This window comes from Bacillus salipaludis (assembly GCF_030938565.1).
GTDB classification, from domain to species: Bacteria; Bacillota; Bacilli; order Bacillales; family Cytobacillaceae; genus Neobacillus; species Neobacillus salipaludis_A.
In genome coordinates this window covers 4,181,469-4,197,692 of sequence record NZ_JAVGVR010000001.1, presented here as the reverse complement: position 1 = coordinate 4,197,692, position 16,224 = coordinate 4,181,469, and the positions used below count along the sequence as shown (strand labels likewise).

15 protein-coding genes are annotated in these 16,224 nt (G+C 39.3%); 11 read left to right on the top strand and 4 right to left on the bottom strand.

Translation table 11 applies throughout. The features are described from left to right. Positions 1-183: 183 nt before the first annotated feature. Entirely contained in the window at positions 184-492 is a 309-nt protein-coding gene (locus RCG21_RS20905; protein WP_026576089.1) for a DUF3870 domain-containing protein, read from the bottom strand. A gap of 192 nt (positions 493-684) precedes the next feature. Here RCG21_RS20905 and RCG21_RS20900 point away from each other — a divergent pair, with 192 nt between their 5' ends. Both RCG21_RS20900 and brnQ read left to right on the top strand, forming a co-directional pair. Then, complete coding sequence (locus RCG21_RS20900) at positions 685-1,995, top strand: sensor histidine kinase (RefSeq protein ID WP_308913730.1); 1,311 nt, start codon at positions 685-687, stop codon at positions 1,993-1,995. A 445-nt stretch (positions 1,996-2,440) separates the two neighbouring features. Beyond that, positions 2,441-3,796 (top strand): branched-chain amino acid transport system II carrier protein, encoded by a 1,356-nt coding sequence (gene brnQ, locus RCG21_RS20895; protein WP_133334750.1) that lies wholly within the window; start codon positions 2,441-2,443, stop codon positions 3,794-3,796. A 114-nt stretch (positions 3,797-3,910) separates the two neighbouring features. On the opposite strand, the gene RCG21_RS20890 is transcribed toward brnQ, so the two are convergent. Together RCG21_RS20890 and guaC are read right to left on the bottom strand one after the other, a co-directional pair. After that, on the bottom strand, positions 3,911-4,630 hold the full coding sequence (locus RCG21_RS20890; RefSeq protein WP_308913729.1) for a cell wall hydrolase: 720 nt from the start codon (positions 4,628-4,630) through the stop codon (positions 3,911-3,913). Positions 4,631-4,826: 196 nt separating this feature from the next. Beyond that, positions 4,827-5,810 (bottom strand): GMP reductase, encoded by a 984-nt coding sequence (gene guaC, locus RCG21_RS20885; protein ID WP_133334754.1) that lies wholly within the window; start codon positions 5,808-5,810, stop codon positions 4,827-4,829. A gap of 320 nt (positions 5,811-6,130) precedes the next feature. On the opposite strand from guaC, the gene RCG21_RS20880 reads away from it, so the two are divergent. From RCG21_RS20880 to proC, 5 genes are all read left to right on the top strand, one after another. Next, positions 6,131-7,240: an FtsZ/tubulin family protein gene (locus RCG21_RS20880; RefSeq protein WP_133334756.1), complete on the top strand. Its 1,110-nt coding sequence runs from the start codon at positions 6,131-6,133 to the stop codon at positions 7,238-7,240. Between the two features lie 177 nt (positions 7,241-7,417). Beyond that, positions 7,418-8,179, top strand: a complete 762-nt coding sequence (locus tag RCG21_RS20875; protein WP_308913728.1) for an SDR family NAD(P)-dependent oxidoreductase — start codon at positions 7,418-7,420, stop codon at positions 8,177-8,179. 14 nt (positions 8,180-8,193) lie between these two features. Further along, on the top strand, positions 8,194-9,105 hold the full coding sequence (locus tag RCG21_RS20870) for a ketopantoate reductase family protein (protein ID WP_133334760.1): 912 nt from the start codon (positions 8,194-8,196) through the stop codon (positions 9,103-9,105). Positions 9,106-9,314: 209 nt separating this feature from the next. Further along, complete coding sequence (locus RCG21_RS20865; RefSeq protein WP_133334762.1) at positions 9,315-10,232, top strand: DUF1002 domain-containing protein; 918 nt, start codon at positions 9,315-9,317, stop codon at positions 10,230-10,232. Between the two features lie 66 nt (positions 10,233-10,298). Further along, a complete protein-coding gene (gene proC, locus RCG21_RS20860) occupies positions 10,299-11,096 on the top strand; it encodes a pyrroline-5-carboxylate reductase (protein ID WP_133334764.1) in 798 nt (265 codons plus the stop codon). A gap of 49 nt (positions 11,097-11,145) precedes the next feature. On the opposite strand, the gene RCG21_RS20855 is transcribed toward proC, so the two are convergent. Further along, a complete protein-coding gene (locus RCG21_RS20855; protein ID WP_133334766.1) occupies positions 11,146-11,967 on the bottom strand; it encodes an HAD family hydrolase in 822 nt (273 codons plus the stop codon). Between the two features lie 118 nt (positions 11,968-12,085). Between RCG21_RS20855 and RCG21_RS20850 the strand changes: the two genes are divergently transcribed. The 4 genes from RCG21_RS20850 to RCG21_RS20835 all read left to right on the top strand — a co-directional run bounded on the left by RCG21_RS20850 (position 12,086) and on the right by RCG21_RS20835 (position 16,214). Beyond that, positions 12,086-12,766, top strand: a complete 681-nt coding sequence (locus RCG21_RS20850) for a glycosyltransferase (protein WP_308913727.1) — start codon at positions 12,086-12,088, stop codon at positions 12,764-12,766. A 151-nt stretch (positions 12,767-12,917) separates the two neighbouring features. Next, complete coding sequence (locus RCG21_RS20845) at positions 12,918-13,289, top strand: hypothetical protein (RefSeq protein ID WP_133334768.1); 372 nt, start codon at positions 12,918-12,920, stop codon at positions 13,287-13,289. A gap of 275 nt (positions 13,290-13,564) precedes the next feature. Beyond that, positions 13,565-14,065 (top strand): hypothetical protein, encoded by a 501-nt coding sequence (locus tag RCG21_RS20840; protein ID WP_133334770.1) that lies wholly within the window; start codon positions 13,565-13,567, stop codon positions 14,063-14,065. A gap of 223 nt (positions 14,066-14,288) precedes the next feature. Beyond that, on the top strand, positions 14,289-16,214 hold the full coding sequence (locus tag RCG21_RS20835) for an FUSC family protein (protein ID WP_308913726.1): 1,926 nt from the start codon (positions 14,289-14,291) through the stop codon (positions 16,212-16,214). Positions 16,215-16,224 lie beyond the last annotated feature (10 nt).

Below are 16,224 nucleotides of genomic sequence, written 5' to 3'. Positions count from 1 at the left end.
AGGCTCCACGAGCCGCCCGCGGAAAGCGAAGCGCCTGGAGCGGAAATCAACAACCTGTTTAACAGAGCCAACCGTTAAAACCCCGGAGATTGAGTAACTCCGGGGTTTTAGTATGTAACTTAAAGCCGGTTTCAATCTAGCGTGTTATATTAAGAAGAAAACTCCATCTTTAGTTGAAATCGCTTATTTTTTAATCGACTCAAATTGTTTATATAAGTCCTTTAATGCAGCAATTAGAGCATTTGCTGCTTTTCCATTGTAAAATCTTTTTACATCATCAAGTGGTTTGTCAATTCCATGACGAAGACTATGGCCTTTTAAGAGTCTAGCAATATAATCTTTGCCGTGATCCGTTGCCAGGGTGCATGCAGCATCCACAATCACCCCATAATGATTATCTATTTCAGCTGTGATCGTTAACGTTTCAAACAAATTGCTTGCTGCCATTCCTGAGGGTAATTTTGCATGTCCGGCAATAAACATCGTATTCATTTAACCCACTCCTAAAAGTTTGTATTCTATATTTAGAATAATACAAAAATAGAGTTTTGGTAAGAACAAAAGAAAATTTATGATTGGAATCTATTTCAGAACACCATTATAGTAGAAACCTCTTCCTGCATATCCCTTCTTGTTGTATAATTTACAAGACGTTCTAACCAACATAGTTAGGAGTATGCAACGATGAACTTCGTTTATATCAATCATAATGTATTAGATAACTTGTTTTATATTATTGTCAGCATTCTAATGTTTTTTGTTTTATATGATAATGTAAGCCGGCTTAAGAAGTATAAGCAGATCCTACTTACTGCCTGCATGAGTTTACCGATTATTTTATGTATGAAATTCCCAATCTATATTGATCAGTACTGTGTACATGACCTGAGACAAATTCCACTGTTTATTGGAACCCTTTATGGCGGCTGGCCTACCGGGGCTGCACTTTTGATCATTTTATTAGTGAGCCGGTTTGCGATTTATGGATTTAATTTTTTAACACTGATTGTTTATGTGGTCATCTTTATTGCTACGGCCTTTTTCTCGACAAAGTTCAATCGAGTAAATAAAAAGAAAAAGCTGTTATTTTCAGCTGCAATTACCTTGCTCCTGGAAATCATTACAACCTATATGGCTGTTGCGATGTCTGATTTCTTTAAAGTAACCGAACCGTATATTTTCTATTTTATTATTTTACCTCCTGTGATTGTATTTTTTGCCGTCTACCTGCTAGAGATTTTGATGGATACGATTCATGTAAGATCCAATATGGTGAAATTGGAAAAAATGGAGGTTGTCAGCCAGCTGGCAGCAAGTATCTCACATGAGGTTCGGAATCCACTGACCGTGGTAAAAGGATTTATTGAGCTGCTAAAAGATCCGAATTTATCGCAGGAAAAGAAAGAGCAATATATTGAACATGTGGCGAGAGAACTCAATAATGCAGAGACGATTATTAGTGACTATTTAGCCTTTGCCAAACCGGCGACGGAGAAGGTAGAACCAATTAGCGTTGAAAGTGAATTCAAAAATATTATTGAGATTTTGAAGCCTTGGGCAAACATGAATTCAGTAAAGATAAAGGATCAGCTTGTATCCGGTTCAGTGCTCGGGAATGCGAATTATTTCCGTCAATGCTTTTTGAACATCATGAAAAACGGTGTTGAGGCCATGCCAAATGGTGGGGAGCTGAAAATTGCAACCTTTTTAAATAAAAATGATTTAACCATTAAAGTGAGCGACACGGGCGTAGGAATGACAAAGGAACAAATTAATCGTTTTGGGGAACCGTATTACAGCAGTAAGGAAAAAGGGACCGGGCTGGGGTCAATGGTCGCGGTAAAGACAATTCAAATGATGAAAGGCAAACTGGAGATAGAAAGTGTCCCAAATGAGGGCACGACACTTGCGGTGACATTTCCAGTTTATTTAGCTGAGAAAGCTAAGGTAAAAGAAAACCCAATTAAATTGGAAACGGAGTTTTTACGTTCATAGGTAAAACAGCTTGGGGGTGATTCTCCAAGCTGTTTTTATATCCACAGTTGTGGAATGAACCTCCAAAATCCGTTCATAATAAAGACGAAAAGGGGTGACAGCATGGACGGAAAGTATAATACGAACGATGATGCAACGGTAGAATTGAAGAAGGCGCTAAATAAAACGAAGCCTCCGCAATACCCGAATATGAGCGAGGCAGAGAGGCGCTTAAAATTTTAAGGGAAAAAAGGTTGAATCAATTAGAAGGGCAGGGGAAACCGTGCCCTTTTATTTGTTACTTTTTTTCAAGAACTGGGAGCGACTTTTTAGAATTGTTATAATAATGTGAGTTTGTGTTGCATTTCACGAACAAGAAGAGTATTATTATTTTGCTAATATAGTAAATTCAGACGATATTTTAGAATATCAACCGTTGTAAAACTTTAGGAGGAAAAGCTTTTTTATGCAAAACAAGTTATCATTTTCGAAATATTTTGTTATTGGAGTCATGCTCTTTGCCTTGTTTTTTGGAGCAGGAAATTTAATTTTCCCAGCATCACTAGGGCAGAATGCAGGATCGCAAATTTGGATGGCGGTCGCAGGATTTTTGATTACCGGAATTGGTTTGCCATTCCTTGGGATTTTGGCGATGGGGTTTTCAGGAAGTAAAAACCTTCAGGAGCTCTCAAGCCGGGTTCATCCAATTTATGGGGTGATTTTTACCGCACTGCTTTATTTAACAATTGGGCCGTTTTTTGCTGCACCAAGAACGGGTGCCGTTGCTTATGACATTGGGATTGCACCGTTTGTTGGCAAAAGCCATGGACATATTGGACTTTTTATCTTTACTCTCATCTTTTTTGTAGTTACTCTCTGGTTTTCATTAAATCCGGCAAAGATTGTCGATAATGTTGGGAAAATTCTATCTCCTGCAATCATTATCCTGATCCTTGTTTTATTATTCATGGTGATCGTTAAACCATTAGGTCCAATTGGTGCACCGCAAGAGACGTATTCAAGTGGAGCATTTGTAAAAGGATTCATGGAAGGGTATAACACGATGGATGCACTCGCGTCCCTTGTATTTGGCATTATCGTCATCAATGCGATTCGTTCGATGGGGGTTACTTCTGCACGAGGTGTTCTGATTACATCTGCAAAGTCCGGACTGGTAGCGGTTGTTTTCCTAGGAATAATTTATGCCGGTGTTGCCTATTTAGGGGCTACCAGCACAGGAAGATTCGGTTTATTTGATACAGGCGGACCTGTCCTTGGAAAAGCAGCCTATTACTACTTTGGAACGTTAGGAACATTAATGTTATCGGTTATTATTATTCTTGCCTGTCTCACGACAAGTATCGGGTTGGTCACAGCCTGTGGGGAATATTTCCATTCATTGCTTCCAAAGTTGAGCTATAAGGCGTGGGTTGTTTTCTTTTCTCTAGTTTGTTTTGTCATTTCGAATTTTGGATTGGCCAATATCATTAATTTTTCCATTCCTGTTTTAATGTTTCTTTACCCATTAGCGGTTGTGCTCATGCTCTTGACTTTTACTTCAAAACTATTTAAGCATGCCCAGATGGTTTATGTAACGGCGATTACTGTTACGTTGTTGATCAGTATTATTGATGGGTTTAAAACCTTGTGCCAGCTTCTGAATATTGAATATTTTAGCTGGCTTGCACCGATTATCGAATTTTATAACAGGGCATTACCTTTTTATGAGGATGGACTCGGCTGGCTGATTCCGGTATTAATTGTGATTTTCGTAACCGGATTGCTCATCCGAATACCAAAGTTCTCTCAGGTTCGCTCATAGACAAGAAGGGATCTCGATTGAGAGATCCTTTTATTTTTTGGCTGTATTAAACTTGGTTGTTGTTTCCGCTCCAATCAACGCCGTTTAAAAATCAGCATTGTTCTTTAGTAAAGCCTATTTTTTAAAAACATGGCGACCAATTGCTAGTGTGGTCGGGCGGGTATCGAGCCAGCGGCTTTGCGCGATTTTAGGATTATAGAAAAATAAAGAGCTGCCGACTAAATCTCGTTTACTGCTCAATGCCTCATTCACGGCTTCCCTTGAATCCTTATCGGCCGGTTTATTGATTTGACCATTTAAAACGGGCTGAAACTGGTTTCTAGCATAAATCACAGATCTAATAGAGTTTGGAAACTTTTTACTTTCCACGCGGTTCAGGACCACACAAGCCACTGCAACCTTACCGTTAAAGGGCTCATTTTGGGCTTCAGCTCTAACAAGCCTAGCTAGTAAATCTTTTTCGTAAGCGGTGACTTCCATGGTTTTTGGTGTGCTTTTTGTATGTATTTTCGGTTTCGACTTGCGAATCGCTTGTCTAACTTTTAAGTCTGCTTCCGATATGTATTCAGGTTTTGCTGTATTTGTGCTTTTTCTTATCTTAAGGGGTCCACCAATTTTATGTTCTGGTTTGATTGTATTAATGTATTGCCCTATGTAAAGGGCATTCATATTTTCAATTTGCGGGTTTAGCCTCGTTAATTCCTTCAAGGTTAAATAATGGTCTTGCGCGATCGTTTCCACCGTGTCTCCATCTTTAACGGTATACGCAAACGTTGGGGTTGTGAATAGAAGTGAAATCAAAATGGCAATGGCGGTAATACATTTCTTTAACATACTTTCCCTCCTGAACCTCGTTCGTCACTTGTGAATCTCTTAGCTATTTCTATGACTATGAGATCCAGGAATAGATTAGTATTACAGTTAGTAGAGTACTATTACAGTTTAATTACATTGGTAGGAAATCTTTGGGAAAATAATAGTTTTGAGCGAAAAAAATGAGCGGGTACGTATTTGAACCCGCTCATTTTACTTAATAAACCTTATCGCCATTGAAAATGGAATTTTTTACGACCACATAATCCACGGTACGAATGGCATCTAATTTGTTTCCGCCAGCGTAAGAGATAGAAGATTGAAGATCCTGCTCCATCTCGATTAATGTATCGATTAATTTTCCTTTGTGTTCCACATACATTTTTTTACCTTCTACGTTTTTACGTTCGCCTTTTTGGAATTCGGATGCAGAACCGAAATATTCTTTATAGCATTTTCCGTCTTTCTCGTACGTTTCACCCGGAGATTCCGCGTGGCCGGCAAAGAGGGAACCAATCATCACCATGCTTGCACCAAATCTTACAGATTTAGCGATATCTCCATGTGTACGAATCCCGCCATCCGCAATGATCGGTTTTGTTGCAGCTTTGGCACACCAACGTAATGCAGCTAATTGCCAGCCGCCTGTTCCAAAGCCGGTTTTAATTTTAGTGATACAAACCTTACCAGGCCCGATCCCTACTTTTGTTGCGTCAGCTCCGGCATGTTCTAATTCTCTTACTGCTTCAGGTGTACCCACGTTTCCGGCAATAACGAAGCTTCCTGGCAGGAGTTTCTTAATATGTTGAATCATTTCGATCACGGCGTTGGAATGTCCGTGTGCGATATCGATTGTAATGTATTCAGGTGTTAGGTTTTCATCTGCTAGTTGTTGAATGAAATCATATTCTCCATCTTTTACACCGACACTAATGGAAGCAATTAAACCTCGTTTTTTCATATCTTTTATAAAATCAATTCGCTTCTCTGGCTGGAAACGGTGCATGATGTAAAAGTAACCGTTTTCCGCTAGGAAGATGGCAATCTTTTCGTCAATGATGGTTTGCATATTGGCTGGTACAACTGGAAGTTTAAATTTATGACCGCCAAAAGTTATGGATGTATCACATTCTGAACGGCTTTTTACTATAGATTTTGCAGGAATCAATTGTATATCTTCATAATCAAAAACATTTTCCATGAGTTACACTCCCAAACACGAATATTAATGTTAGTTATTTAAAAATTGTTCGTACATTTGTTAATTTACATTATTTTTATCAGTATGTCAAAATATTTTAATATTTATGTGGAAAATATTTCGGGGATGATGGGGTGCGGTCAATAAATAATCAGCTTTTTAGGACAAATACAGTTGTTAAAGCGTTGGAAATGTTCTAAAACTAATATGTTTGGCATTTACCCGTCTACTTTTAGCGCAAAGTAACCCCCATTTTTACAATGAACAAGTCTAATTTCATAAAAAGTGAGTATTATCTAAGTAGATAAGGAGGCGATCTGGTGAAATCGATCGGTATTTTGGGTGTAGGTCAAGCTGGTGGTAATATTGCTGAGATAGCATCGACAATGGGCTTTCAAACCGCCCTTATCAATACGAATCAACGTGATGGGGTAGTAAACACGAAAGTAGAGAAAAAGTATTTTGTCCCAGGTTATAATGGTGCAGGGCAGGACCGTTCAGTCGGTTTGCGTGCCGTTCATGAGCATTATCGCGAAATGATTGATTTTGTGAAAAAATCCTTTCAAAACATCAAACTATTATTGGTTGCATTCTCAACTGACGGTGGATCCGGTTCGGGGATGAGTCCGCTGTTAATCGATATTTTATTAGACCAGCTCCCAGGCGTTAACATAGGGGCGATTGCGATTGTTCCTGAACGCAATGTGTTGGCAGGCAACCGGATTAACGCAGCAGAATGCATCGAACAGATTTCGAAAATAGAGGGAATCTCTTCCGTGTTCCTAGTCGATAACGATCAAATGCGCAAGGCGAACCCGCAATCAAGTAAACAACAAATTTATCTCTCTTCGAATCGTCAGGTCATGGAAGCCATCAGTTATGTGTTGCAAGTGACGCAGAAGAGCTCATTTTTTGGTAATTTTGATGAGACAGATCTCATGAATATTCTAAATACAAGAGGAGTAACGCTTATTTCTTCGGCGACGGTAACGGAAGCGAGGACATCAGCAGACGTTTCCAGCAAAATTCAACGGTCATGGGCGCACTCGATTTTCTGTCCTGTTGATACGGTTGGGGTTATCCGAGCCGGCCTAATATATGAGGGTCCAGAAACAGTATCGAAACTCATCAATGTGCCACAAATTTTTGAAAAAATTGGCGAGCCTTTGGAATTATTTGAAGGTACCTATATTTCGGAATGTGATCCAACGGTTACGACCATTCTAGCTGGGCTTTCTTTCCCGCCAAGCCGGCTGAAGACGCTTGAGGAATCGCTCGAAAAGAACAAAGAGCGGCTGCAATTCCTCGTTAATAAGGAGCAAACAGAAAAATATGAGTCGCAAGTTTCCTGGGCTTCCGGACTGAAAGCTAAAGCACCCGAAAAAAAGCCTGGATCAGTCTCATCGAAGTTGTCTAAGTATCAGAAATAGGTATTCATTCGGCATCTCCTGAAAATGGGGGTGTCATTTTTTTGAAAGGATGTTACATTGCCGTTGAAGAGTGAAAGTTATGGAAAAAGAATTAGTAGCTTTTTTAAAATCTACTCACTAAACCGTTATAATATAAATAGTTCAATATTTTCGCAATTTTAAAAAGGAGCTTTTACAATGGATTTACAACTACATAACAAAAACATTCTAATTACCGGAGGCTCAAAAGGGATCGGGAAAGCCATCGCCAAGGCTTTTGTAGCTGAGGGAGCAAACGTTGCCATCACTGCCCGTGGATTGGATGCATTAGAAAAAACAAAAGAAGAAATCGGCGGCAGTATTACGATCTTTCAAGCAGACCTAACGAACGCAGATGAACGCATCAAGCTCATACATGATTTCGTTGAACAATTCGGAACCATTGACGTCCTGATCAACAATGCTGGTGGCAGCAATGGCGGTAAAGCGACCGAAACGGAGATGGATCTCTTTTACAAGGCGATGGAACTGAATTATTTTTCCGCGATTCACTTAAGCAAACTGGCTGTCGAACAAATGAAAAAACAGCGTTCAGGTTCGATTATTAATATCACTTCCATTTACGGCAGAGAAAGCGGCGGCAAAGTTACCTATAACAATGCAAAGTCTGCTCTCATCAGCTTCACAAAGTCATTGGCAGACGAAGTGATTACATACGGAATTCGGGTCAATAGTATAGCACCGGGGAGTATTTTGCATAAAAGCGCCAATTGGCAAAGACGCTTGGAAGAGGATCCGGAAGGTATCGAAGAATTTGTGAAAAAAGAAATTCCCGCCGGGCGTTTTGGAACACCAGAGGAAATCGCGAATGTTGCAGCATTTCTTGCATCTGAGAAAGCCTCTTGGATCGTCGGCGCCAGCATCAATGTCGATGGCGGCCAGTCGAAAATGAATTTTTAGGGAGGAAAGCGATTATGAAAGTATCTATCATTGGGTTGGGAGCATTAGGAATATTATTTGGACACCATTTATCGAAAAAGATGCCTAAAGGGGATTTGCGAGTTATTGCAGATAAGGACCGAATCAAACGGTACCAGGAAGAAGGGGTTTTTTGTAACGGCGAACGCTGCGAATTTCAATATGTTTCACCTGAAGACCACTGTGAACCTGCTGATTTAATTCTGTTTGCGGTAAAATTTAATGGACTACATGATGCAATACAGACTGTTAAACATCATGTTGGTGAACATACCGTCATATTATCAGCTTTAAACGGAATCTCAAGCGAAGCAATTATCGGGGAAGCCTTTGGAATGGATAAGGTTTTATACTGCGTCGCACAAGGCATGGATGCCGTTAAGGTCGGGAATCAACTGACCTTTGATCATATGGGTATGCTTTGTTTTGGAGATCGGGAGCCAGGAGTGGTTTCAAACAAAACAAAGAGCGTAGGCGAATTTTTTGAAAAAATGGAGTTGCCTTATGAGATTGATACGAACATGCAAAGGCGGCAATGGGGTAAATTTATGCTAAATGTCGGCGTCAATCAAACGGTTGCCGTTTATCAAGGGAATTACGGTGAAATTCAAAAAGAAGGGCAAGCAAGAGATACTATGATTGCCGCCATGCGAGAGGTCATCCAGCTTTCTGAAAAAGAGGGAGTCCACTTAACAGAAGAGGATTTGAACTATTGGTTAGATGTGCTGTCAACATTAGGTCCAACCGGAAAACCTTCGATGGCGCAGGATATGGAAGCGAGACGCATGAGTGAAGTGGATTTATTTTCCGGTACCGTATTGGAGCTTGGTCAAAAACATGGTGTATCCACTCCTGTTAACAAGGAGCTTTACGAAAAAATTAAAACGCTGGAAAGCCAGTTTAGTTGATTCTAATTTTTATAAATGATGGGCTCGTCAATCGGTGAGCTTTCTTTTTTGAATTCAAATGATTGTAATCTGCCAAAAAAGACTTCAATCACCGAAACTAAAAATTTATACGGCTTAAAACCTATTCACATGAAAATCTTGGCATGATAGAGTAAAATAGGTTTCTGAAATAAACCAAGGTCATTTATGGAAAAAGGAGAGACTAAAAAATGAAATGGAATCGATTTTTAAAAGGGGCGGCGATCGTCGGTGTTCTGATAACAACATTATTTGTAAGAAATTCTGGCATTGCTCTTGCCTCAAGTGGTGATAATGACAGCATTAATGAAAAGTATGGATCGCCAGTAGTTGTGTACGGGGCACAATTATCCGCTGCCCAAAAAGACGAAGTCAAAAAACTATTAGATGTGACTGACCCAAGCCAAGTAAGAGAGATCACGGCAACCGGACAAGACCTCGTGAACTATATCAAAGGGGATGCACATGCCAATATGTATTCCTCTGCAAAAATAACCAGAGACGACACAGGTGGGGGAATTGTCGTAAACATCGTAACCCCTGAAAATATTACCGAGGTCACGAAAGAAATGTATGCAAATGCCTTGTTAACAGCAGGGGTAAAGGATGCAGAAGTAGATGTTGCCTCCCCGATTAAAGTCAGCGGACATTCCGCCCTTGTGGGGATCTATAAGGCCTATGATACCGGAAAAGGTACAAACCTAAATAAGGACCGGACGGAAGTTGCTAGTGAGGAATTGAGCTTAGCAACTAATTTAGCCAAAAAAGAAGGCATGGATTCCGATAAAGTCAGCCAACTGTTAACAGAGATTAAACAAGAGATTGCCGCACAGCATCCGGCAACGAAAGAGGATATTGCCAACATCGTGGATGAGAAATTAAAAACGTTGAACATCAGTCTAAGTGAGAAAGATCGTCAGCTGTTAATTGACCTATTTGATAAAATGCGTCATCTGAACATCAATTTTGATAACGTACAATCTCAACTCGATAATCTTGCACAGGACGTTAAACAGAAGGTACAGAATGCAGTAGACCAAGGATTTTTTCAAAAGGTCGCGGATTTCTTTCAAAAATTAATTGACGCGATAAAAAGTATTTTTTCATAGAATTTATCCTCCCAATTGGGTAAGCTAAGCAACATATTCAACTTAGAAAATCAAGGTGAAGCAGCAATGAATAATAATAAAAAACATGTTTTGTTTATCGGGGCAGGGCGCATGGCCCAAGCTCTTATTGAAGGAGTGAACAAGAAGGAATTTTCCATTCTTGTCGGCAATAATGGAAACGAAAAGCGATTACATGACGTAAGAGAAATATATGACGTGGAAACAACCAATCACTGGCAGCAAGAGGTTAGCATGATGGATATCATCATACTCGCTTTACCCCCAGAATCCCATGATTCGATTCTTGCAGATTTAGCAGACCTCATGAATGGTCAATTGGTCATCACGGTTGCAGCAGGAATCGGTCCAACTTATCTGGAGTCAAAGCTGCCTAAAGGAACACCTGTAGCATGGGTGATGCCCAATACAGCCGCAAAATTAGGAAAGTCGATGACCTTATATGCACTTGGGCAAAATGTAAAACAAGAACAGCAAGATTGGCTTGAAGCATTGATTAACGGAATTGGTGAATTTGAAAAAGTAACAGAGCAGCAAATTCATGAATTGACAGCTGTCACCGGAAGTGCTCCGGCCTTTATCTACCGAGTCGCAGAAGCACTTGAAAAAATCACACTGGAGTCCGGTGTCAGTCAGGAACAAGCAAGGAAACTAGTGGCAAACATGATTGCCGGCTCTGCAGAAATGTTGAAAACCAATGCGGATCCTGCTGAACTGGCAGATGAAGTGGCCACCCCGGGCGGTTCTACGGCTGCTGGTTTAGAGGTTTTGGACACCAACCATTTGGACCACCTAATGATCGATGCGATTGAAGCATGCCGCCAAAAAGCAATGGTTCAAGATTAACAGAACACAAAAAAGCCTTCCATTCTGATGAATGTGAAGGCTTTTTGGATTAATGCTGCCCAACTGGAGTGTTCGTTAAATGCAATAGATGTCGGACTGCATAAGCAAAACCGTCTTCATCATTTGTTTTTGTAACTAGGTCCGCTTTTTCTTGCACATATAGCGGGGCATTGCCCATCGCAACCGAAATGTTCGCTACTTCAAATTGGCCAAGGTCATTCCCGCCATCTCCAAAGGCAATAATCTCATCAAAAGACAGCCCCATCATTTTTTGGTACTTCAATAGGGCCTTTCCTTTGTGAGCCTCGCCTGACGTAATTTCCACATTATTCGGAAAGGAAGAAGCCATCGTAATCGGGAATTTACCTGTTAACGTCGCTTTTATTTCATCGACTTTTTCGAGTTGGTCATTGTGCACCAAAGCAATTAATTTATAGATCTTCAACTCTTTAAGCTCAAGAATTTCATCATAATTGAATTCTTGAAAAAACCTGTCGAGTTCTTCTTTACTCTTATCTTTCAATGGAGGCAAAGTGGAAGGAAAACCGCCATGATTCGTGTAGACGAGAATACCTGCGCCTAAATTTTTCAAAATTGGAAGAAGTTCTTTAAAGGTGGAAATCGGCAAAGTCGCCTCATACAGCATTTCATTTGTACGTGAATACAAAACAGAACCATTTATACAAAAAATAGGAATCTCCAAATTTTGCACGGCTTTTAGTTGAATGACATCCGCCAAAGCTCTTCCCGTGTTTAAAATAAGCTCATGACCTTGAGCTTTTAATTCGTTTAAAGTTTTTTCGTTTTCTTCAGAAATTTCATGGTCAGAGTTTAATAGTGTCCCATCTAAATCAATTGAAATACATTTCATGATAAAAAAGTTCCTTTCTATTCCACATTAAGACTACTATATCAGATTTTCCTTTAAAAAAGTTTAGTAAAGCATTGGAGGATGCGGGCATAAGGAATAAAAATTTATTAATACTAAAATGGTAAAAATAATAAATAAAGGAGTAAACATCCATGAAAAAAGCGATTATTTCTTTCATTTTCGTTTTCCTGTTTTCCATGTAAATACCGCTTCATTTGCCGGTGCGGAAGTGAGAGATCCGGTAGATCCATCCTGTCTTAATGCCAAAGTAATTGATTTAAAATATCCCATGCAGCAGCTTTGGGTTGAACATGCATGGTGGACAAGAAGTTTAATTGTATCCACACTCAGCGATCTTAAAGATAAAGATGTAGTGTTGGCCAGACTTCTTAAAAACCAAGAAGACTTAGGAACCATTATTAAATCCTATTATGGTGAAGAAGAAGGGAATAAATTTACAGCTCTTTTAAAGGAACATATTTTGATTGCAGGCAAAATTATTGATGCTGCGAGAAGGGGGGACCAACCTAATATTAATAAATTCAATAAAGAATGGGTACAAAACGCGGACGAAATTGTTGCATTTTTAACATCTGCAAATCCATATTGGTCCAAAAAGGTCTTAACCGAAATGTTCTATACCCATCTAAAATTAACTACTGATGAGGTTATTGACCGGCTAAAAGGTGACTGGGTAGGCGATGTTCGTACAGCGGATACGAACGAAACTCATTTGATTCATATGGGGGATATCTTGACCGAGGGAATTGTGAAGCAGTTTCCAGAGAAGTTTAGATAAACATGATGAAAAGGAAATCTAACAGAAGGGATTCTTTGGATTTCCTTTTTCTTCTAAAGGGCATGGTGCTGAAATTCTACACTTTTCATGATAATAGTAGTACCATATATTTATAATAGCTATATTTGAAAAATCCCAAGGAGAAGAAAAGATGAGTTTTAAAAAGGAAGAACTACTTAATTTAAGGGAAAAGGATCATGACCTTTATGAAAAAACGGTTCAGACAGCGTTCATAGAAAAAAGACAGGAATTTCTTGATGTGTTTGAAGATTATTTTCGTGAAAGAGGATTTGTCATTCGAAAGAGAAATGATTCAGTCAAAGCCTCTTTTGACATCCTTCATTTTAAGGCTTTTACAGATGAAACTGGAAAAATAATGATTATGAAAGGGAAGGAGGAAATCGCAAACATCTACATTCATTTTGATGGAGATACCGATCCTGTTTTTTATTATACAGGAAGCAATTTCGAGATAAGGTTTGAAAGCCCATTAGCTATACTTGAAAGTATTTTTCAGATATAAGTTACCAATTAGCACGATTCTTCTTTAAGGCATCGCCGCATTTTGGGTAGAGGGCACTGATATTCAATGAGTATCAGTGTTTTTTTATGAGAAAACACCCGTAGCTTTTGTGAGATCATTTTAAATAAACATTTATTTTCCACTTACCAAATAAAGGTCCTTTATAGGAATAATATTCAATATTTTGTCAACTTTTGCTGAAAAAATAGCTTCAAAACATGATAGGATGATTGTGGTTAGCAATAACCAAAAAATTTTGAATAGGAGAATGTATGATGGGGCTAGATATGTATTTATTCAGTGCACCAAAGATTGACGGAATGAACTTTGAAGATGTGCTCCTTGCAAACGGTCGCTTTCATAAACTCGAAGAGGGGGATATGCTTTATGAACGATTGAAACCGTACATTAAACACTTTGAAGAATATGGTCGCAAATGGTCCAGTATGTTAGAGGAAGTCGCTTACTGGCGAAAGGCAAATCAGATTCACAATTGGTTTGTAGAAAATCTTAATAATGGGACAGATGAACCTGTCTTTACGGTGGAGGTCACGAAAGACCAATTGAGGGAACTTTATAAATTATGCATAGAAGCCCTTACGAAACAAACCCATCCACATGAACAATTACCGACAAGACCAGGATGTTTTTTTGGCAGCATAGCTTATGATGATTACTATTACAAAGAAATTGATCGAACGAAATCGATAGTAGAAAACCTCCTTAAAAACTTCAATTTTGAAACCCACTATTTGTTATATCAATGTTCCTGGTAAGCCTCAATGACTTCGTAAATATAATTCTCAATTTTTTTAATAACTTAAACGCTAAGGTAATTCAGTTCTGCGTACGCATTTTTATTTTATTGTAATACCCATCTGGAGAAATGGGAAATATAAACAGACATCACGATATTCACAATGACGAGGAAAAATCAGATAGCATGCTGTCTGGTTTTTCTACTGTTTTCTTAAACATCATAGAGAGGAGGCCACCCGAATGGGAGAAAACAAAAATGGTTCTCTTAAAGTAACTTCCATTATCAGACAAGCGCTAATGGTAAATAAAATGCCATTCCCTTGGTTGAAAGCATTTTGCGCGGGATTGGCTGCATCGTTACCCATTATGTTTGGATTACTCCTGGGGAATTTTCAATATGGATTATTAGCCGGAATGGGGGGATTTACTTATTTATACGTCTTTCATATTCCTTATGCTCAAAGAGCAAAAAAGTTATTCTTTGTCATACTGGGGATAACGTTCGTTACGTTCTTAGGAACAGTTACAGCTCCACACCCACTAGCAGCCGCTATTTTAATGGGGCTCATCGGAGGTATTGGAATCTTTATTTTTGGGGCTTTAAAAATTAAAGGACCATCCGCCATCTTTTTCGTTTTAATTTTTGCGATGACTTCAGGTATGCCCGTTCAACCTGAACTTGCTCCACTGCGTGCCGGTCTTGCCTTTCTTGGCGGCGCTTTATCATGGGTGATTGCCATGATCGGTTGGTTTTTTCATCCCCATGGTCCTGAACAAGATGTGGTAAAACGGGAATATTTCGAGCTGGCATCCTTTTTTGATTCAATTGGCTCCGATCACTTGAATGCAGCCGGACAACGAGTAATGACCGTTTTTAAAGAAGCGGAAGAAACGCTTACAGCGGGATACATTTCATGGCGTAAAACGGACCTTTTTCAACGATTATTTTTATTACATAATCATGCAAATTTGATATTTATGACTGTCCTAGAAAACATTCCAGAAGAACATGCAAAATTGCCGCCAGAAATGGGTGATTCGATTCGTAATATTGCCCAATCACTTGACCAGGGCGAATGTGGGGTAAAGAACGAAGAGCAAAAAAACATGGATCAATCCATAAACACGATATGGGCAAGAATCTATGAGGCTGAAGCGATTTTGCAAACACCAATTACCGAACTAGGCCCAGAGATGGAATTGTCGAAGCAACCTCTAAAAACGACTTTTTTAGGAGCCTTTGATAAGAACTCGTTTGTTTTCATTTCAGCCTTACGTTTTGGCGTCGTTACCATGATTGCTGCCATTATCGCGTATAAGTTTGGCTTTAATCGGGCATATTGGATACCTTTATCCTGTGTAGCGGTCATGTCGGGAGCTACAATCGTGTCCACCTACCATCGGGCGATTCAAAGAGGAATTGGTACAATTCTTGGGATTCTCATAGCAAGCCTGGTACTCTCAACACAGCCAACTGGATACATGATTGCGTTCTTTGTTCTGCTTTTAACCTTTATAACAGAACTATTTATTGTCAAAAATTATGGGTTAGCTGCATTGTTTTTTACGCCGAATGCTTTATTGATGGCGGAGAGTGGAAGTCATGGAAACTATAGCTTTTCCTTTTATGCATCTGCCAGAATTCTTGACGTCATCATTGGAATTGTGATTGGTATTCTAGGGGTCTTATTGCTAGGGAGGCAGTCAGCTTCAAGTCGTCTGCCGCATAACATCACGAAAACGATAAGAAGCCAGGCACAGTTTTTATTTATCCTTTTCTCTGATCAAGGAGAAGGTTTTGATGCGGGAAAAAGCAGAGAGCGAAGTAAAATGAGGACGAATCTTAATAATTTACGTACTATGTATGATACAGCAACAGGTGAGATTCCCGTTAATCAAAAGGCTTTAGAGTATTATTGGCCCGTTATTTTTTCCATCGAACAGCTAGGGTACTTATTGGAAAAATGTTCGCTTATGTCGAAACGTCCGGTTCTCAGTGACGATACTCTTGCTCAATTGTTTTATGTGTTTGAAACAATAGCAAATGCCGCCGACCGAGAAACATTTCCTGTGATAAAAAATGTACCGAAAATTGGTGAATTCCCAAGTATAGAAAAAGAAATTGATTCCCTACAGCATGCATTTCAATTAAATACTAAGAAATAGGGCCTCAAAT